This window comes from Kribbella sp. NPDC050470, from assembly GCF_044458365.1.
Lineage (GTDB): Bacteria > Actinomycetota > Actinomycetes > Propionibacteriales > Kribbellaceae > Kribbella.
Window position 1 is genome coordinate 785,259 of sequence record NZ_JBITHV010000001.1, and the last position, 19,386, is coordinate 804,644.

Here is a 19,386-nt window from a genome sequence, read left to right on the forward strand (position 1 = left end):
GGATCGCGTGACGACACAGCCACCCACGCACGGAGCCGAGCGCGAGCGAATGGCGGGCGACAGTCCGGCGTCGCAGCGCAGCGATTGGTATCTCTGGGGTCCGTACCTCAGCGAGCGTCAGTGGGGCACCGTGCGGGAGGACTACAGCGCCGACGGCGAGGCGTGGGGTTACCTCTCGCACGACCGGGCCCGTGCGACGGCGTACCGGTGGGGCGAGGACGGACTGGCCGGGTTCAGCGACATCGAGCAACGGCTGTGCCTCGGGCTGGCGTTGTGGAACGGGCGCGACCCGATCCTCAAGGAGCGGCCGTTCGGGCTCACCGGTGCGGAGGCGAACCACGGCGAGGACGTGAAGGACTACTGGTGGTACTGCGACGCCGTGCCGAGCCACGCCTGGAACCGGTGGCGCTACCACTATCCGCAGCGGGAGTTCCCGTACGAAGACCTGCGAGCCGAGAACGGACGGCGCGGCAAACTCGATGCGGAGTACGAACTCCTCGACACCGGCGCGTTCGACGACGACCGGTACTGGATCGTCGAGGTGCGGTACGCGAAGGCGAGCCCGACCGATGTGCTGATGTCGGTCCAGGTCACGAACGCAGGACCCGCCGCGGAGACGCTGCACGTCCTGCCGACGGTCTGGTTCCGCAACACGTGGTCGTGGAGCACGGGTGCTCCACGGCCCGAGCTCGCCGCGACGGGTGACCTGACCGTGCGCGCGTCGCACCCGTCCCTGGGTGAGTTGGAGCTGCTGACGGCACCGGGTCCGGACGGGACCGCGCCGAGGCTCCTGTTCTGTGAGAACGAGACCAACACCCAGCGCTTGTACGGCGTCGCGGGGTCGACGACGTACCCCAAGGACGGGATCAACGACCACGTCGTGACGGGTGCGCCGACCGTCGATCCCGCGCAGCGCGGCACCAAGTGCGCGGCCTGGTACCGCGTGGACGTCGCACCGGGCGCGACCGCGGAGCTGCGACTGCGGCTGCGTCCCGCCGGATCAGGTGCGGACCTCGCAACCGCCCTCGGACCGGAGTACGAGGAGGTCCTCAGGACCCGGCATGCGGAGGCTGACGAGTTCTACGCCGAGCTGACTCCGGCGGCTGCCTCGCCCGACGAGGCGATGGTGATGCGGCAGGCCTTCGCCGGGATGCTGTGGAGCAAGCAGCTCTACTACTACGACGTTGCCCGTTGGCTGGACGGCGACCCGGGACAGCCGGTGCCGCCCGCCTCGCGGCACACCGGGCGGAACCACCGGTGGCGCACGTTCAACGCCTTCGACGTGATGTCGATGCCGGACAAGTGGGAGTACCCCTGGTTCGCCTCCTGGGACCTCGCCTTCCACTGCATCGCGCTCGCGCACGTCGATCCGGGGTTCGCCAAGGATCAACTGCTGCTGGTGTGCCGCGAGTGGTTCCAGCACCCGAACGGCGCGCTGCCGGCCTACGAGTGGGACTTCGGCGACGTGAACCCGCCGGTGCAGGCGTTCGCGGCCCTGGAGGTCTTCGCCATCGACGGCGGCCGCGACCTCGACTTCCTCAGCCGGATCTTCGACAAGCTGCTGATCAACTTCACCTGGTGGGTCAACCGGGAGGACGCCGACGGGTCGAACCTGTTCGAGGGCGGGTTCCTCGGGCTGGACAACATCGGCCCGCTGGACCGTTCGCACCTGCCGGTCGGCGGCGTGCTCGAACAGTCCGACGCCACCGGCTGGATGGCGGCGTACGCGCTGGCCATGACGACGATCGCGGCGATCCTGAACCGGACCGGCCACCGGCCGGCGCGCGACCTGGTCCACAAGTTCCTCGAGCACTTCGCCTCGATTCGCGCGGCGATGTCGCAGCAGGGGATGTGGGACGAGTACGACGGCCTGTTCTACGACCGGATCGTCACCCGCGGCGGCGGCGTCGTACCGGTGAAGGTGCACTCGATGGTCGGCATCATCCCGCTGCTGGCGGTCGCCGTGATCGACGACCAGCTCCTCGCGAGAGCCGTTGCCCCGGGCAAGCAGTTCGCCGAGTTCCTCGAGCGCCAGGGGCTGCGCGACCGCGAGAGCCTGGCGGCGGCCGGCGTACTTCGGGGCGAGGCCGGGCAGCAGCGCCTGCTGATGGGCACCGTCGGGGTCGACCAGGTACTCCGCCTGTTCGACAGGCTGTTCGATCCGGCCGAGTTCCTGTCGCCGTACGGTCTGCGCTCGATCTCCGCGTTCCACCGCGACCACCCGTACACGCTGGAGGTGGAGGGGATCCGCGCCACGGTGGACTACGAGCCGGCCGAGTCGACCACCGACATGTTCGGCGGCAACTCGAACTGGCGCGGGCCGGTCTGGTTCCCGCTGAACTTCCTGGCGGCCACCGCCGTACTGCGCTACCACCGCTTCTTCGGCGCCGACCTGAAGCTCGAGTACCCCACCGGATCGGGCCGGCGGCTCGCTCTCGACGCCATCGCCGACGATCTGTTCGCCCGGCTGGTGTCGATCTTCCTCGTCGGCCCGGACGGCCGGCGGCCCTGCTTCGGTGGCGTCGACCGGCTGCAGCACGACCCGAACTGGAAGGACAACCTGATGTTCCACGAGTACTTCCACGGCGACAACGGGGCTGGTCTGGGCGCCGCGCATCAGACCGGCTGGACCGGTCTGGTCGCCGATCTGATCCGGCGCCGGCACGGGTCGGTCCAGTCCATCGGCGACGTGCTCCGCGGGATGGGTGAGCGATCATGACTACGCAGGTCTCCACCCCGCTCGCCTTGCCCGGCGCGGCCGCCCCACTCGGCGCGACCCCCGGGCCGGACGGCACGAACTTCGCCGTCGCATCGGCGGCCGATGGTGTGCTCTTGTGCCTGTTCGACTCCGACGGCAAGGAGACCCAGATTCCGCTGCTGGAACGCGATGGCGACATCTGGCACGGTTTCCTGCCCGGTGTGCGGCCCGGTCAGGCCTACGGTTACCGGGCCACCGGACCGTACGAACCGCGTCGAGGTCTACGCTGCAACCCGGCGAAGCTGCTGCTCGACCCCTACACGAGAGCCGTTGACGGCGGAGTGCGGTTCGGGCCGGAACTGCTCGGCTACGCGACCGACGAGGTCGAGGCCCCGAGCATGCTGGACTCGGCCGGACACGTCCCCCGGAGCCTGGTGGTGGACAGTTCCTTCGACTGGAGCGACCGTCCCCGACCGGCCTACTCGTACGCCGACACGATCATCTACGAGGTCCACGTCAAAGGATTCACGGCCACGCACCCCGCCGTACCGGAGCCGCTGCGGGGCACGTACGCCGGACTCGCTCACGAGGCCGCGGTCGCACATCTTGTCGATCTCGGGGTGACTGCCGTGGAGCTGCTTCCGGTGCACCAGAGCGTGCCCGAGCGGTTCCTGGTCGAACGCGGCCTGACCAACTACTGGGGCTACAACACCATCGGGTACTTCGCGCCGCACGCCGGCTACTCCGCCGCGGTCCGGGCCGGTCGGCCCGACCAGCAGGTCGCCGAGTTCCAGGCGATGGTCGACACGCTCCACGGCGCCGGTATCGAGGTCATCCTCGACGTGGTCTTCAACCACACCGCCGAGGGGAACCACCTCGGCCCGACGCTGTGCCACCGCGGACTGCACAATCCGGCGTACTACCGGCTGGCCCCGGACGACCTGCGGTTCTACGTGGACACGACGGGCACCGGCAACTCGCTCAACGCCGACAGCCCGGTCAGCCTTCAGCTGATCATGGACTCGTTGCGCTACTGGCTGACCGAGATGCGGGTCGACGGCTTCCGCTTCGACCTGGCGCCGACACTGGCGCGCGAGGACGGCAGCTTCGACAGGATGGCGGCGTTCTTCGACCTGATCTCGCAGGACCCGGTGGTCTCCCGCACCAAGCTCATCGCCGAGCCGTGGGACGTCGGGCAGGCCGACAGCTACGACCTCGGCCGCTTCCCGCCGCTGTGGAGTGAGTGGAACGGCCGGTACCGCGACGTGATGCGCGACTTCTGGCGCAGCCACCCCGGCCTGATCGGCGAGTTCGCCTCCCGGCTCAGCGGTTCGTCCGACCTGTACTCCGTGGCAGGCCGGCGCCCGACCGCCTCGGTCAACCTGATCACGGTTCACGACGGCTTCACGCTGGCCGATCTCGTCTCGTACGACGCCAAGCACAACGAGGCGAACGGCGAGGCGAACGCCGACGGCAGCAACGACAACCGCTCGTGGAACTGCGGAGTCGAAGGGCCGACCACCGATCAATTGATCCTGGACCTACGAGCCAGGCAGAGCCGTGCCATGCTCACGACGCTGATGCTGTCGTTCGGGATACCGATGCTGCTCGGCGGCGACGAGCTCGGCCGGACCCAGCAGGGGAACAACAACGCGTACTGCCAGGACAACGCGATCAGCTGGTTCGACTGGTCCACATCGGACGAGCGGTTGGCAGCGTTCACCAAGAAGCTCATCGCGCTGCGCCGGGACCATCCGGTGTTCCGGCGGCGCCGGTTCCTCACCGGTGTGGAGGCCGGGGAGCTTCGGTGGTTCACCCCGGCCGGCACCGAGATGACTGCGGCGAACTGGGCCGACCCGGGCGCGCGGAGCATCGCGCTCTACCTCGACGGCGACGACGCACCCGATCGGGCCCCGGACGGATCCCTGATGGTCGACGACGACTTCCTGATCCTGGTCAACGCCTGGTGGGAGCCGCTCGACTTCGTCGTACCGGCGACCGAGACCGGCAAGACGTGGACCCGCGAGATCGACACCTACGAACTCGACGGCACCACACCCACGGACGACCTCACCGCCGGCGACCACGTCCCGGTCAACCCCCGCTCGATCGTCCTCCTACACGCCCACCACTGACGAGGACACCAAGTGTCAGAACGGGAGGGGGCGGCCTGACGGGGTGCGGAGGTCGAGGGCTTTGAGGCGTCTGCGCCTGAAGGTTCGTGTTGGCCTTGGTCGAATCAAGACTTGACGCATCGGTCTCGCCTCCTCGGGCTGCTGGTGGTGTGATGCGCTCATCAGTACGACGACGTACCCCGCCGGAATGTGACAACGGCGTCCGGATCGCGGAACTATGATCGTGCTTCAGCCGAGGAGGGTTTCGAGTCTGGGCTGAAGGTCCGCGTCGTCGCCGTCGATCTCGACCAGCTTGTCCCGGCTGGCCGCGCCGCGTACCAGCGTGACGGCCGAGCGCCGTACGCCGAACGCCGTTGCGACCGCCTCCAGGACCGCCTTCGTCGCCTGGCCCTGCACCGGACGGGCCGACACCGCGACCACCAGGGCCGGACCGGATGCACCGTCGTATCGGCCGCCGACGGCGGTTCGGGACGCACCCGGTTTGACGCGCAGCAGGATCCTCACGGCCCCATTCTCGCCCGCCGTCTGTCCGCAACGATTCGGACACGGAAGCGGGCCGCTGCTTGGCGGTCCGTCGCATCGGCCGTGACGCTCAGGACGTGTGGGCAGTCCACGGGCAGCGGCTGGTCAGCGGCGCGCTGTTGGCCGGGATCCTCGGCTGTGCGGCGCTCGGCGGGTGCACGTCGTCGACGCCCGAACCCGAGGCGTCGCAGCAGGCGTCGTCGCCGCCTGGGCTGCCACAGCCGCCGGCCTCGAACGCGGGTGGGCTGATTGCCTTCGTCTCCGATCGTGACGGCGTCGACGCGCTCTACCTGATGCAGGCGGACGGCTCGAACGTGCGGCGGCTGACCGGCGCGCTCCCGCCGGTCTCGCACCCGTCCTGGTCGCCGGACGGCCGACGGCTGGCCTTCAACGCAGGGTCGCCGCAAGCGAGCGACATCTACCTCATCTCCCAGGACGGGACGGGACTGACGCAGATCACCCGCGACGCGGCCGCGAACTTCTACCCGAGCTGGTCACCGGACGGACGTCGATTGGCCTTCAGTTCCAACAGGGACGGGGACTGGGACATCTTCGTCATGAACGTCGACGGGTCGACCGTCCGGCAACTGGTGAACTCGCCCGGGCTGGACGACAAGCCGCAGTGGTCGCCGGACGGTTCGCGGATCGGGTTCGCGACCACGCGCAGCGGCGCGCCCGAGCTCCACGCGGTCGATCCGGACACCGGCCTCGAACAGCCGCTCCTCCCGCAGCCGGTCCGCGGCATCAACCCGGCCTGGTCGGTCGACGGCTCGCAGTTGGCGTACAACATCGTGACGTCGTCCGGCTTCGACATCGCGGTAGTAGCCGCTGACGGCACCGGTCAGCGCTCGGTGGTGGCCGAGTCGGCGTCGGAGGAACGACCGCGCTGGTCGCCGGACGGCCGGTCCCTCGCCTACTACTCCGACGCAGAGGGCTCATGGGACGTCTACGTCGTAGACCTCGAGACCGGCGCCCGCCGATCCCTGGCGAAGGCCCCCGGCTTCGACGGACAACCAGCCTGGCAACCGATAGCCAGCACACCCACTCCCAGCTCGTCCGGCGAATCCTGAGTTGGATGCCAATCCGGGGGTATTGGCACTTTCGCCGGTGGCACGACGCGCGAAACCCTGAGAGCCACCATCCGCGGGTTGCCTCGAGGGGTGGCTGTTGCGCGAGCCAGGTCCGAGAAGCCGTTCCAACGAAAGGACACAGTGATGCTCGATCCCGTCGTCGACAAAGGCCGACTGACCGAGACCGACCGCTTCATCTTCGAGTCGTGGGGCTACTTCCTGATTCCGAACGTCCTGACGAAGGACGAGGCCGCGGAGGCGTACGACGTTTCGCAGCGTCTGCACGAGAGCCGCGACCGTGAGTTCGGGCAGATCGGGCGGACCTACGAGAGCGAGCCGGTTCTGGAGCGGCTCATAGATCATCCTGACGTCCTTCCGAAGGTGCAGGGTCTGCTCGGCGACCGGTTCGTGCTGCAGGCCGGCTGGAACACCATGCAGCCGGCGCACGCGGGGAACGGCCGCTGGCACCAGGACGGATCGTCCGCCTTCGAGTTCAAGGACCTGGGATTCCCGGTTCCCTTGCTTCAGCTCCGGGTGTCGTACCTGCTCACCGATCAGACTGTGCCCGGCATGGGCAACATGGAGCTGATTCCCGGCAGCCACCGCTCGCGGGTCGGGCTGCCTGATTCGATCCGGGAGAGCAACGACGACATCGCGATCGGCCATGTCGTGTGCGCCGAGGCCGGGGCTGCTCTGGTGTTCCACAACGGCGTCTGGCATCGAACCTTCCGCCACGACGGCGACTACGACCGCTACACGACGCACTACGTCTACAGCCCACCGTGGGTCCGGATGGCCGACCGTTTCGGCAACGACCCCGAGTTCCTCGAGCGCACCACGCCCTTGAGGCGCGCGCTGATGGGGGAGTTCACGAGGCCGGACGCCCCGTTCGGCGCCAACTACGATCCGCTGCCGATCTGACGCACGGACGCGACACCGGCCTGTCGCCATCCGCTCAGCGTTGTGCGAGGCGCTGGCGTAGGCCGGTGGCTCGTAGCGCTCGGTGGTCGAGGGCCCGGCGTACGGCGGCCTCGGGTCCGACGATGCGGACGTGGTCCTGGGAGCGGGTGACCGCGGTGTAGAAGAGTTCGCGGGTGAGGAGCCGGGAGTCTTCGCCGGGCAGCAGAACGGTCACTTCGGCGGCCTGGCTGCCTTGGGCTTTGTGGATCGTCATCGCGTGCAGAGTCTCGACGTTGCCGAGGCGGCCGGGGGCGAAGTCGAGCCGTCCGCGTGTGCTGTCGATGTAGACGCGCAGGGAGCCGTCTGGTCGGCGCACGGTGACGCCCAACTCGCCGTTGTAGATGCCGAGGCCGTAGTCGTTGGCGGTGACCAGGATCGGCCGGCCGACGTACCAGGTGTCCCAGAGTGGGTCTTCGGTCTCCTCGGTGATCCAGCGCTCGACGGTCCGGTTCCAGTACGTGACGCCCCACGGGCCGTCGCGGTGGGCGCAGAGCAGGCGGTGCCGTTGGAGTGCAGTCAGGGCGGCGTCGGCGTTGCCGGCTTCGGCGGCTGCCCGGATCGCGAGTGCATCGGGGAGCAGCACGGATCGCAGTTTCTCTCGCGGGTCTTCGTCCTCGATGAACGTGACCCGATCGCCACCACGGCGGAGCACGGCGAGTACGTCGTCCGGGCGGTTCTCGTGGACCGCGAGCGCCAGGTCGCCGATCTCGCTGCCGAACCGGTGCGACGTGCGCAGCTCGGCTGCCTTCGCGTGTCCGCCGGCGACCAGTCCTTCGACCAGATCTGCGAGGACCGCACCGGCTTCGATGGAGGCCAGCTGGTCGGGATCGCCGACCAGCACCAGCCGGGCGTCGGGCCGTACTGCCTCCAGCAGGCGCGCCATCATCGTCAGCGAGACCATCGAGGTTTCGTCGACGACGACGATGTCGTGCGGCAGCCGATTGTCGCGGTTGTGGCGGAATCGGGTCGACGAGTCCGGGCGCCGACCGAGCAGCATGTGCAGGGTACGGGCGTGGAAGTCGCCCAGTCGCGCAGTGTCCGCGTCGGAGAGCCGATGGCGCATCTCGTCGCGGACCGCTTCCTCCAACCGAGCCGCGGCCTTGCCGGTCGGTGCAGTCAGCGCGATCCACGGACGGCGTTGGCCGGCCTTCTCCGCCTGCTCGGCTAGCAACGCCAGCAGTGCTGCCACTGTGGTGGTCTTGCCGGTGCCTGGACCGCCGGTGAGCACGGTCGTCCATTGCCTGGCCGCTGTCTCCGCTGCGATCCGTTGCTCCTCGTACGACGTACCGGGGAAGAGCCGGCCGAGTCCTGCCTGCAGTGCATCCTCGTCGGCGATCACCGGCGCCGGCTGGCCGGATCGGCGGCGGAGATCCTCCTCGACCTGTTCTTCCTCTCGCCAGTACCGGTCGAAGTAGAGCCGGCTGCCTTCGAGCCGAAGCGGCTGCGGTGCCGCGAGCAGTGGGCTGGCCGCGACGGCTGCCAGCCACTCGTCGGGGTCGGGCCAGTCCAGGTCGGCGCCGTCCGGGCCGACCTCTTCGCGGACCTCGGTGAGGTCGAGGCAGACGGAGCCTGCGCGCACTGCCCGGACGACCAGCGCACACGCGAGCGCGACCGATTCGTCGCTCTCGCCCAGCATCGACGTCAGCCGAGTGGCCACATGGACGTCGGCCGCGACCAGCACTCCGGCCTGGTTGAAGTCACGCAGCCTCCCGGCAGCGGTGAGCGCCAGCGAGGCGTCGAACTCGTCGACGGTCGTAGTCACAAGGTCCTCCCGTCGAGCAGGTCCGACAGCTCGAGCACCAGAGCGGGCGGCACTGGCCAGCTGAAAACGCCGGCCGGGTGGTCGTCCTGGAGCGGCGTGTCCGGGCCGCACATTCCGCGCAGGTAGAGGTAGATGACACCACCGAGATGGCGGTCGGCGTCGTACGCCGGCAGCCGCCAGCGGAGGTACCGGTGGAGCACCACCGAGTACAGCATGGCCTGCAGGGGATAGTCGGAGTGCAGCATCGCGGCAGCGAGCTGGTCGCGCCCGTAGTCCGCCGAGGTGGCCGGCTGTTCGGGGTCGCCGAGCCGGTTGGTCTTGTAGTCGACCACGACGAAGCGGTGGCTGTCGCCGTACGGGATCCGCAGTACGACGTCGATCGAGCCGGAGAGGTAGCCGCGCAGGCTCTGCCGGCCGAGCAGGGGTTGTTCGAGGCGGTCGGCGTACGCGACGAGTGGGTCCGACGCCGGAAGGTGACGGCGCAGCAGCGGCGCCAGGTCGGCCAGCCGTACGTCGGCCGTGCCGCCCAGATCGCCCCCGGCCAGCGGGATCTCGAACTCCAGCTCGCGGAGCCGGTCGCCGAGGCCGAGGGCACCGAGGGTGAGTCCGGGCGCCAGCGGTCCGAGTGGCGTGGTGTGCAAGGGCAGCAAGGCCTCCGCCAGGACGTCCGGGGTCACCTCGACCCGCCACATGCGCAGTTGCTCACGGACCCGTCCGGCCAGCTCGGCCCGGAGATCAGGTGCATGCGGGTCGGCGTCCTCGAGCACAGCATGCACCAGCGAACCGAAGGTTGCCCCGACCGGCAGCCCTTCCATCGGAGACGGCAGCGCCTCGCGTGGTACGACGCCCGGTGCCGGCACCGAATCGATCGACTCGTCCTCCAGCCCACTGTCCTCGTGCTCACTGGCCACGCCGCTCACCTGTTGCTCGGCCGCACGGATCAGCCCGGAGTACGACGTACGACGCCAGGCGAGATCGACCTCCCGGGAGAACGACGCGACTGTCAGCCCGCCCGGCAGCTCCGCAGCCACCGGCTCGAGCTGCTCGCCGATCACCGACTCCTCGATGACTGGCCCACCGGCCTGCTGCCAGCGCCGCAGCCAGACCAGCACGTCGTCGTCGGACGCCGCCCGCGGCAAGCTCTCGGGCACCACCGGGTCGCCCTGTCTGCGACCACGCAGCAGCCGCGAGATCCCACCGTTGATCTCGTCCCAGGAGGGCGCCCACCAGGCGACCACCTGGGACTGCGCACGGGTCAGCGCGACGTACGTGAGCCGGATGTCGTCACCCGCGACCTCGGTCCGCCAGCGCCGCTCGTTGGCCGGGTAACCGCTGTGGTTCCGCCCACCGATGTCGAGGCTTCGGACGCCGTTCTCGTGGAACAGCAGGAGTTCCTCATCGTCGAAGATGTGGCGGTTGAAGCCGAACGGGAGGTAGACGACGGGGTACTGCAGGCCCTTGCTCACCCAGACGGTCATGATCTGCACGGCCGCGGCGTCACTGTCGAGCCGCCGCGTCCGCTCGGTCGTCCGGCCCTTGCCGGCGCGCTCGGCACGCAACCAGTCGAGCAGTGCGGGCAGCCCGAACCGCTCGCGATGTGCGGTCTCGTGCAGCAGTTCGGCGAGGTGCGCGAGGTCGGTCATGTCCCGCTCGCCGGCCCGCCAGGCCAGCACCCGCTCCGACATCCCACTGAGTTGCGCTGCCTCAAAGACAGCAGCGACTCCGCGCGTCCGCAAGTGGTCGGCCCACGCGCGCAACGTGTGCCCGATCCGGTCCGTGAGCTCGTCACCGCCGGCGTGCAGGCTCTCCGCGGTCTCCCCGAAGAACATGGTGGTCGCCGCGGCGCGTACCAGACCGGAGCGGTGCGGTTGTTCGAACGCCTCGAGGAGACACAGCCAGTCCTTGGCGGCCTGCGAGGCGAAGATGTCGAGGTCGCCCGAGTAAACCGCGGGAATCCCGGCGGCGGCGAGCGCCTCGCGGCAGGCCCGGGCGTCCTTGTGTGCCTCGACGATCACTGCGATGTCACCCGCGCGCAGGGGGCAACCGTCGTACGTCGCTCCGGCCGCGAGCAGCCGACCGATGTCCGCGGCGAGGTCGCGGGCGATGTGGTCGCGGAGATCGTCCATCGGGATGCTCTTGCGGGTGGCCGAGCCGAACTGCTCCCGACGGGCGACCCGCAGCCGGAACGGCGCGTCGGACGGCGCCCTGGTGAGCCGGCTGCCCTGATGATGCGCGGCGACCTTGTGGACGACGATGTCGTCGTGGCCGAGGCGGGCGTCGCCCAGCACGACCTGGAGGCAGTCGACGAGCGGCTGGTCGCTGCGCCAGTTCGTGTCGAGGGTGCGGCGCTCACCAGCGGTTCCCGCGGCCGTGAGGTACGTCGCGATGTCACCGCCACGGAAGGCGTAGATGGCCTGCTTCGGATCACCGATCAGCACCAGCGTGCTGTGCCCGTTGAACGCGGCGTCGACCACCTTCCACTGCACCGGATCGGTGTCCTGGAACTCGTCGACCATGACCACCGACCAGCGGCGATGCATCCGCTGACGTGCCGGCGCTGCGGGGTCCTTCAGCGCATCGGCGAGTCGCGTCAGCAGGTCGTCGTACCCGAGGATGCCGAGGCGGCGCTTGCGGTGCTCCATCTCGGTCAGGACGGCTCGCGCGAAGCCGACGCGGACGCTCTCGGGCGAGCCGTCGGAGGGCGTCTCGGGCACCAGCCGGGTGTGCGGGTTGCCGACGACCTTGGTGGCGATCTCGAGTGCGGTGGCTCGGGTGATGGGCGGTGGCTGCGCCGAGCTGCCGAAGTGCGCGAGGTACAGGTCGTCGACGACCTCGGCGACGAGCGGTCCGAGGTCGTCGACGAGCGTGACGCCGGCGTCGGTGTCACCGGCGACGCCGAGTGAGCGCAGTACGAGCTGGCAGAACTGGTGAGTCGTCGCGATGGTGGCGGCATCGAAGTTGGCGAGCGCGTCCCGGAGGCGGCTTCGGCGCTCCGCGACGTCGTCCGCGTTGCCGCGCACGAGGTGGCCGAGCAGGCCGGCGTCGTCGGTCCACAGGTCCGGCGTCGCGGTGGCCTGTTCGGCCTCCACCAGTTGGGCGCGCACCCGGTCCCGGAGTTCCTGGCTCGCTGCGCGACCGAAGGTGATCAGCAGCATCTCGTCGAGTCGGGCGGCGCCCTCCGCGACGTACCGGGTGACCAATCCGGCGAGCGCATAGGTCTTCCCGGTGCCGGCGCTCGCTTCCAGCACGGTGGTGCCGGTCGGCAGCGGTCCGAGCAGGTCGAACGCCTCGATCACGGCGCCCCCTGCTCGAAGCGCAGCATCGGTCCCCAGAGCCGAGCAGCGTAGGCCCCGAGCCGGGTCGACTCGCCTGGTTGCTCTTCACCTGGGCGCGTCGGTTGCAGCAGCACGTTCAGCAACGTGTTGGGACCCCAGACGCGGACATGAGCAGGATCGGCGTTCTCGCCGTCGTAGTTCGACGGACGCCACCGACGGCCGGCGGCGATCGTCGGGTCGTCGTGGGTTCGGCGCGCCTGGTACCAGGCGTACGACGTCTTGAGTGGCAGCGGCAGTGGTTCCCGGCGACCGGCGTCGTAGATTGCGACCAGATCAGCGAGCAGCGCAGCGGCCTCCGCCCCGACCGGACCGAACAGCCGGAGCGCGGGAGCATGGCCTCGCGCGGCCCGGCCGATGACGAGACTGGTCCAGTTGTGGTCCTCGTCGTTGGCGGACAGCGCGAGGAGTTGCACCCACGCGCTCAGCAGCTGCTTGGCATCCAGGCGCGAGTAGCTGATCGACACCAGCCGGTATGCGTACAGGCCGGGCACGGTGCCGGTGAGGCGCCGACCGTTGCCGAGGTCAACATCCACGTCGAACGCGCGCGGACTGCCCTGCCGATGGGGGTGGGCGCCGACGGCGAGCCCACGGGCAGCATCACGGATCTCGGTCGCGGTGCGCCAGCCCAGTCTCCCGGGCGGCAGCGTTCCTCGTCGCCACTCGGCGTTGAGCGCGGCGTTCGGGTGGATGCCGGCCAGCATGTCGCGGAGCATCCGGTCGCCGGCCGACCACTTCTCCAGGTTGTCGATCTCGACCGGCATCGCGTCCGACACCCCGTCGACCTCCCAGGGCAAGGTCAGGTCGAGCGCCCGGAAGAACCCCTTCACCGGATCACGGAAGAAGGCCAGCAGGTCGGCCAACCCCACGTCGTCGCCCGCGGGCAGCGACAGCGGAGCGGCCAGGAACTCCGGCCGCGGTGGCCGGGACCCCGCCGCGGCCCGCCCTGCGACCAGCGCGGCCGGGTCGAACGTGAACGGACCCGGCCGGCCGAGCCGGCCCGGCTCGAGGTTCTTGCCGTCGAAGGGCTGCAGTGGATGCCTGACCAGGACCGCGTCCCGGACCTCCGACTCGGTGCAGCCGTCGAGCGCATCGAGGAACTCGCCCAGCGGTACGGCGGGCGGCCGCGGCTGCCCGGAGTACTCGTTCGCGCCGGTGTAGGTGATCACCAGTGACTCGGTGGCGGCGAGGATCGCATCGAGCATGAGCTGGCGGTCCTCGCTACGGACGTCGCGTTCGCCCGTGACCGGGCACCTGGCCAGTACGTCGTCGCCGTCCGCGAGACCGAAGCGCGGGAACACGCCGTCGTCGAGCCCCAGCAAGCAGACCACACGGTGCGGGACCGAGCGCATCGGCACCATTGTGCAGACGGTCAACGTGCCGGTCCGGAAGTTGGCGCGGGTCGGTCGCCCGGCCAGGTGGGCGGACAACAACGCCCGGACGTCGGGCAGCCTGAGCGCCGTACCGGCGAGGCTGCCGGCACCGGCGGCGACGCCGGCGAACTCGCGCTGGACCTGGCCGGTCTGCCACGTGTCGTCGGGGCCGACCCGGGTCAGCTGCTCGATGCCGGCGCGGAGTGTGTCGAGCCATTCGGCGAGCGGCCGGGCGCCGTCCAGACGACTGGCGATCAGCTGCAGGCGGTCGACGTACTCCGCGAATCGGCCGGCCAGATCGATCCGGGTGCTGCCGACGTCGTCCAGCGGAAGCGCAGTGTCGATCCAGGCGTGCGCGTCGGCGGACATCGTCACGCCACTGACCACCCGGTCGACGCCGAACCGCCAGGTGTTCTGTGGGTAGTCGGCCAGGCCGAACTGCCGGCGGTCGGTGCGGTCGAACGCCCACCGGACGCCCGACTCGCGGACCCAGGCGGTGATGGTGTCCAGGTCGTCATCGGTGAACCTGAACCGGCGGCGGACCGGCTCGGCCTGGGCGAGGTCGAGCACCTGGCTGGCCGTGGCCCTGCTGCCGGCGAGGTCGAGCAGCTGGGACGCGATCCCGAGCAATGCATTCGTCTGGGTCAACGACCGGTCTGCCAGCTGCACCCGGAGCCGGTGCGCGGGATGACTGTTCCCGCCGAGGTCACCGAGCCCGAACCGGGCGGTGATCAGCGGGGCATAGGTCTCGATCTCGGGGCACATGACGAGAATGTCGCGCGGCTCGAGCGTCGGATCGGCCTGGAGCATCCCCAGCAGTAAGTCGCGCAGTACGTCGACCTGCCGGGCGGCGCCGTGACAGGCGTGCACCTGGACGCTCCGATCGTCCGCCGCCAAGCGCCGGCCAGCGGGGGAGACGGTGTTGGCGCGCAGGTCCTCCTGCAGCCAACCCAGCAGAGTGTCCGGCGCCGGAGGCGGCGCGGAGTGGTCGTCGACGGCCGATGTCGTTGCCAGCGTCAACTGCAGCTCGCGACTGTCCCGTCCAAGCGTGGCCAGCAGGGGGTGATCAGCCTCTTGATGGCTCTTGTCGAGCGATCGATCACCTGCTCTGGTCCCGGCGGCCGCGAGACGGTCCCACAGCGCGCCGCTGGGATGCGGCAGCCACAGGTGTACGTCGCGATGCTCAGCCAGCGCGGACAGCAGCTCGACCTCCGTGATCGGGAGCCGGGTGTGCCCGAACAGGGACAGGCGTTCCGGCAGGTCGAACGACGTGGGCCGATCGCGGAGCTCGGTGAGCGTCTCGATGTGCCGCGCGTTCGGTGGTGGCGCATCGATTCGGTCGGACATTCGTCGCCAGAGCTCAGGCTGCCACGCCAGGTCGTCGTCGACCGCTGCCCCGCGGCCGTCAGTGTTGCGGCCCGCGGTCCAGTCCGCGAGCAGCGTCGGCCGCTGAACGGCGTACGCCGCGAAGAGCCGTGCCAGCCGTGCCGCGACCGCATACCGTCGGCCGTTGCGCAGCTCGGCCTCGGTCCCAGTGTCGAAGTGGCCGAGGTGCCGGGCCACCGGCTCGCACCAGGCCTCGTCAAGTGACTCATCCAGTACGGCGAGCAGCGGCCAAGCCATCGCCTCAGCCGCCCACGGGTCGTCGTCGCCGAGCCCCAGCACTGCGGACACCAGCGACCGCGGCGACATGAACCGGACCCCAGCGCACACCCCGTCGCCACCCGCCGGCGCCGCCCCCAGCCGGTGCGCGAGCCGCTGCGACAGCCAACGCTCCACGCCCCGGGCCGGCACCACGACGAGTTCCTCGGCGAACGGGTCGGCCAACGGCTCGGCGAGCAGGTCACCCAATCCGCGCGCGAGCACGTCCGTGCGCTCGGCACGGTGGAGGAACAGCGTCACCGAGGCAGCATCCCACGCCCCATCGACGTGTCGTGGGACCCGGTCAGCGCTCGAGCCTGCTGGGGCTTCTCGATCGTCGCGCCCAGAGAGTTCGGATGGAGCGCTCGGTCGCGGAGACCACGGTTTCTAGGGGGCCGCGTCGGTGGCGGGCTCGCCAGAGCAGCGCGAACGCGACCGCGACGGCGATGTGGATCGTCAGTAGCGCTGCCCGGTCAGCGCTGTCTCCGGCGGCGCCGAGCGCGACGACGTGCGAACTGTAGAGCGTGAGGGTCATGCTGCCGGCGGCGATCAGCGGGCGTAGTAGGGGTGCTGCGCGGCGGGCAACGAGCAGACAGGCGCCGAGCATGGCCACTGCTGTGCCGATCGTGTGGAGCAGGTCGAGCGGCGTTCCCGAGTGCGGACCGGATACGGCGAGCCACCACCAGGATGTCGTGGGTGTGGTGCCGCCGAGCGACGTCGACAGCCTGCGTTCGAGGGCCGGACTACCAACGATCCGGTCGAGGCCGCCGGCCGGGTAGAGCAGTGCCCAGGACGCAGCCTTGCTGAGGACGGCCAGGCCCGCGCCGCCGACGAGTAGGCCGGCAGCGACTCGTGGTGAGTCGAGAGCGAGCCGGCCGACGGCCAACCCGGCCAGCAGGTACGCCATCCATGGCAGTACGGGGTAGTACCCGGTCAGGAAGAGTTCGGTGAGCAGGCCCTGGGGGTCGGTGAGTGTGCCGAAGGTTGGGTTGCCGCCGCCGGATTCGTCCAGCGAGGAGCGCACAACGTGGCTCAGGACCGGGGCGAGTAGCGACCAGCCCAGCGCGAGTGGGACGAGAGCTCGCGCGCCGAGCGACAGGAACGGCAGCGCGCAGACGAACAGCAGCGCGTAGTACACGAGGATGATCGCGACAGGGGTGTCGACCGCTCCGAGCGTCAGCCCCACAAGCGCGAGCAGACTCGCGCGGGCAACGAGTCCGCTTCGACGGAGCATTAGGCGCCCGTCCTGGTACGGGTGGCGCCCGCCGGTTGCCAGTGCGAGACCGACACCCGCGAGTACGGCGAACAACGCCGAGGCCCGTCCGCTCGCCAAGAGGTAGGCGGTACTCGTTCGTCCCGACTCGTCGACGGCCGGGATGATGTGCACCCACATCATCCCGAGCAGGGCGATTCCGCGGGCCGCATCCACGCCCGACACCCTGGCCCGGCCGTCGACAGACGAGCTGTCCTGCGAGCTATCCGTGCGTGCCTGATGCAGCACCACCCTGCCTCCTCTGCCTGTCGATGGCTGGGATACAGACAGCAAACACACCAAGACCGAAAACCTGTGCAAAATCAGCCAACGAGATGGACCTCGCCCGCCACGAGCCCCGACCCACCGCCCAACGCGCCAGGCCCAGCCCCATCAGCAGTCCTCCGGCGCCCCCAGCGGCGTACCACGTCGACGGCCCGTTCTCCCCGTTCTCCCGCAACCATCTCGCCCGCGCTGCCAACCTCGCCGCCGCCGCCGACGCCGACGCCGCGATCAGCGGCGCGCGTGGGTAGCGCGCCGCCTTCTACCGCGTTCGGCGGCGTGAGCACGAGTTCGTCCCCCTGCACAGGGACATTGGGTCCGGCGTGAGCCCATCGCGCTGACGTATACGACCGGGAGTGTCAGTCAGTGGATGACCGCGACGGTGACTCGGCCTTCGAAGCGGTCGATGTGCTCCAGGCCGGACTCGACTGTTCCCAGGGTGACGAGATTGTCGTCATACCCACCGTCGGCGTCGTAGAAGAAACCGATGTTGCCCCAGGGAACGTAGTAGATGAGGCTGCCGTTGCCCGGCGCGCTGCCCGGCGATCCGTCCCTGGTGAGACGCTCAGGCAGGTAACTGATCTTCTCCCTGCCGGCAAAGTCTTCGAACGTCAGGGTGAGCGGCAGCCTCGAGACCAGATCCCGGCTCGTGGGACTGTCGTTCAGCCGAACGACCATCCCAGCATCTCCCGTGGAGAACCGCAGCCGAGTGTCAGCCATAGGTGTCCTCGTCATCGTCGGGGTGGCCGTCGCCGCCGGGACTGCAGTCCGGGCGGGCGTCGGCGGCGCCGTAGTCTGCGCGATCGTTGGGGCATCCCGCGAGGTCGTACACGCCGCCAACGACATGAGCACGGCGGCTGTCACCGCGCGGAGAAATCTCTTCCTCATCGCGGTACCTCGTCAGCCAATGGCCGGCCGGCGTGAACGGGGACTGTGATCGTCATGGATGGTGTTGAGCCCTAATGGTCGGAGTTGACCGACCCAGACAATCGCTTCGCTCGGCGCTGGGGGAGTCTCTGACGAAAGGCGTACCACCAGTGCATCCTTCGCGGTCGCCACCACTCGAAATGAACCACGCCGAACGGACCCGAGCCCGTCCAGCGGCATCGCGACCAGCCTGCGCATCGCCGCCGACTCCAGTTGCGCGGGCTTGAGCAGCGGATTGGCCGCCGGCGTGGCGACGCTGGTCGCCTTGCCCAAGCAGCGAACGGCAGCAGACGCGGCGCGACGCGGCGCGCTGTCGAGACGTTCTCGGCATGATGCCTCCTCGAAAGGTTCCTCGCGACTGCGAGCAGTTCTGATGCCCTGGCGGGGTCGCGAAACGCATCGGCGCCGATCGCCTCGCTGCGTTCTCGACGCCGATCCGTGTCCCAAGCAGTCGCCGGAGTGTGACTCCTGTAGCTGATCTGGGACAGCGTGGATACGTTGATCGCGTGAACAGCGACGATCAGCTTCTGCTCAGCTCGGCGTTCGACGCGGCTGCGGTCGCGTACGGCGAGCATCGTCCGGACTACGCGCGGGCCGCGGTGCAGTGGGCGCTTGAGCCGGCACCTGGCGCGCGGGTGCTCGACCTCGGCGCCGGCACCGGCAAGCTGACCGCAACGCTTGCCGCGCTGGGAGTCGAAGTCATCGCGGTCGAGCCCGACCTGGCAATGCTGGCCGAGCTGCGCCGCGAACTGCCGGCTGTCCGCGCGCTGCCGGGTAGTGCCGAGGCGATACCGCTCCCGGACGGTTCCGTCGATGCAGTACTGGCGGGCAACGCGATGCACTGGTTCGACATGGGCGTCGCCGGGCCCGAAATCGCCAGGGTGCTGGCACCCGGCGGCGTACTTGCCGGTCTGTGGAACCTCATCGACGATCAGGTCGAATGGGTTGCCGGACTCGCCCGGGTCAGCGGGAGCGCAGTCGTCGGCCCCCGTGACACGCCCAGCAGTTGGCGCGCCGAGGTGGCGAACCTGCACCTTCCGAAGACGGGCGGTCCCGCCCTATTCGGTTCGCCGCAACAGGCGACGTTCCAGCATTGGCAGTTGCGCACCGCCGACTCCCTCGTCGCGACCCTCGCGACGCGTGCGGGACTACTGGTCATGCCGCAACAGGAACGCGAGGCCACGCTGGACCGGATCCGCGCGTACCTGGTGGGCGGACCGGAAACCGCCCGCGGCGAATTCACCCTCCCGATGCTGACCGGCACCTTGCGCCTGCGCCGGCTGTGAACCGGGAAGGTCCCGGACCATCAAACCGTTCCTATTCCGGGAGGAGCGCACCGAGCGGCTACTGGCCGCCGCGCGATGAATCGAGCAGGTGAGCGTTGGCGAGCCCGTAGAGGAAGTACGCCAGCCCCAACGGGTTCCCTTTGTCG

The 19,386-nt window shown here is 69.6% G+C and carries 12 protein-coding genes; 6 read left to right on the forward strand and 6 right to left on the reverse strand.

The window, feature by feature from the left end:
- Nucleotides 1-7: 7 nt before the first annotated feature.
- Nucleotides 8-2,719 (forward strand): MGH1-like glycoside hydrolase domain-containing protein, encoded by a 2,712-nt coding sequence (locus tag ACIBGM_RS03730; protein ID WP_396384377.1) that lies wholly within the window; start codon nucleotides 8-10, stop codon nucleotides 2,717-2,719.
- The gene (gene glgX / locus ACIBGM_RS03735; RefSeq protein ID WP_396384378.1) at nucleotides 2,716-4,833 is read left to right on the forward strand and encodes a glycogen debranching protein GlgX; all 2,118 of its coding nucleotides are present in this window, start codon (nucleotides 2,716-2,718) and stop codon (nucleotides 4,831-4,833) included. The genes ACIBGM_RS03730 and glgX overlap by 4 nt, the downstream gene beginning before the upstream one ends.
- A gap of 228 nt (nucleotides 4,834-5,061) precedes the next feature.
- Here glgX and ACIBGM_RS03740 read toward each other — a convergent pair whose 3' ends face one another.
- Nucleotides 5,062-5,337 carry a DUF167 domain-containing protein gene (locus ACIBGM_RS03740; protein WP_396384379.1) on the reverse strand — a complete coding sequence of 92 codons (276 nt, stop codon included), beginning with the start codon at nucleotides 5,335-5,337 and terminating at the stop codon, nucleotides 5,062-5,064.
- A gap of 95 nt (nucleotides 5,338-5,432) precedes the next feature.
- On the opposite strand from ACIBGM_RS03740, the gene ACIBGM_RS03745 reads away from it, so the two are divergent.
- Together ACIBGM_RS03745 and ACIBGM_RS03750 are read left to right on the forward strand one after the other, a co-directional pair.
- Nucleotides 5,433-6,425, forward strand: coding sequence for a TolB family protein (locus tag ACIBGM_RS03745; RefSeq protein ID WP_396384380.1), 993 nt, complete (start codon nucleotides 5,433-5,435; stop codon nucleotides 6,423-6,425).
- 144 nt (nucleotides 6,426-6,569) lie between these two features.
- A complete protein-coding gene (locus tag ACIBGM_RS03750) occupies nucleotides 6,570-7,346 on the forward strand; it encodes a phytanoyl-CoA dioxygenase family protein (RefSeq protein ID WP_360517160.1) in 777 nt (258 codons plus the stop codon).
- 34 nt (nucleotides 7,347-7,380) lie between these two features.
- Here ACIBGM_RS03750 and recD read toward each other — a convergent pair whose 3' ends face one another.
- Genes recD through ACIBGM_RS03770 form a run of 4 tightly spaced genes read right to left on the reverse strand, consistent with a single transcriptional unit; the run spans nucleotide 7,381 to nucleotide 16,997 of the window.
- Entirely contained in the window at nucleotides 7,381-9,147 is a 1,767-nt protein-coding gene (gene recD / locus ACIBGM_RS03755) for an exodeoxyribonuclease V subunit alpha (RefSeq protein ID WP_360517162.1), read from the reverse strand.
- Nucleotides 9,144-12,443, reverse strand: a complete 3,300-nt coding sequence (locus ACIBGM_RS03760) for a UvrD-helicase domain-containing protein (protein WP_396384381.1) — start codon at nucleotides 12,441-12,443, stop codon at nucleotides 9,144-9,146. Before ACIBGM_RS03760 ends, recD begins: the two co-directional genes overlap by 4 nt.
- Nucleotides 12,440-15,754: an exodeoxyribonuclease V subunit gamma gene (gene recC, locus ACIBGM_RS03765; RefSeq protein ID WP_360517168.1), complete on the reverse strand. Its 3,315-nt coding sequence runs from the start codon at nucleotides 15,752-15,754 to the stop codon at nucleotides 12,440-12,442. Before recC ends, ACIBGM_RS03760 begins: the two co-directional genes overlap by 4 nt.
- Before the next feature lie 43 nt (nucleotides 15,755-15,797).
- Nucleotides 15,798-16,997 carry a heparan-alpha-glucosaminide N-acetyltransferase domain-containing protein gene (locus ACIBGM_RS03770; protein ID WP_396384382.1) on the reverse strand — a complete coding sequence of 400 codons (1,200 nt, stop codon included), beginning with the start codon at nucleotides 16,995-16,997 and terminating at the stop codon, nucleotides 15,798-15,800.
- Nucleotides 16,998-17,080: 83 nt separating this feature from the next.
- On the opposite strand from ACIBGM_RS03770, the gene ACIBGM_RS03775 reads away from it, so the two are divergent.
- Nucleotides 17,081-17,278 carry a hypothetical protein gene (locus ACIBGM_RS03775; RefSeq protein WP_396384383.1) on the forward strand — a complete coding sequence of 66 codons (198 nt, stop codon included), beginning with the start codon at nucleotides 17,081-17,083 and terminating at the stop codon, nucleotides 17,276-17,278.
- A 112-nt stretch (nucleotides 17,279-17,390) separates the two neighbouring features.
- Here the strand turns inward: ACIBGM_RS03775 and ACIBGM_RS03780 are convergent, their stop codons facing one another.
- Entirely contained in the window at nucleotides 17,391-17,915 is a 525-nt protein-coding gene (locus ACIBGM_RS03780) for a cyclophilin-like fold protein (RefSeq protein ID WP_396384384.1), read from the reverse strand.
- 545 nt (nucleotides 17,916-18,460) lie between these two features.
- Here ACIBGM_RS03780 and ACIBGM_RS03785 point away from each other — a divergent pair.
- Complete coding sequence (locus tag ACIBGM_RS03785; protein WP_396384385.1) at nucleotides 18,461-19,240, forward strand: class I SAM-dependent methyltransferase; 780 nt, start codon at nucleotides 18,461-18,463, stop codon at nucleotides 19,238-19,240.
- Nucleotides 19,241-19,386 lie beyond the last annotated feature (146 nt).

Excerpts from the sequence above, each read along its gene's own strand:
- glgX (WP_396384378.1), top strand. The coding sequence starts at position 2,716 with ATGACTACGCAGGTCTCCACCCCGCTCGCCTTGCCCGGCGCGGCCGCC.
- ACIBGM_RS03775 (WP_396384383.1), top strand. The coding sequence starts at position 17,081 with ATGGACCTCGCCCGCCACGAGCCCCGACCCACCGCCCAACGCGCCAGG.
- ACIBGM_RS03780 (WP_396384384.1), bottom strand. The coding sequence starts at position 17,915 with ATGAGGAAGAGATTTCTCCGCGCGGTGACAGCCGCCGTGCTCATGTCG.
- ACIBGM_RS03750 (WP_360517160.1), top strand. The coding sequence starts at position 6,570 with ATGCTCGATCCCGTCGTCGACAAAGGCCGACTGACCGAGACCGACCGC.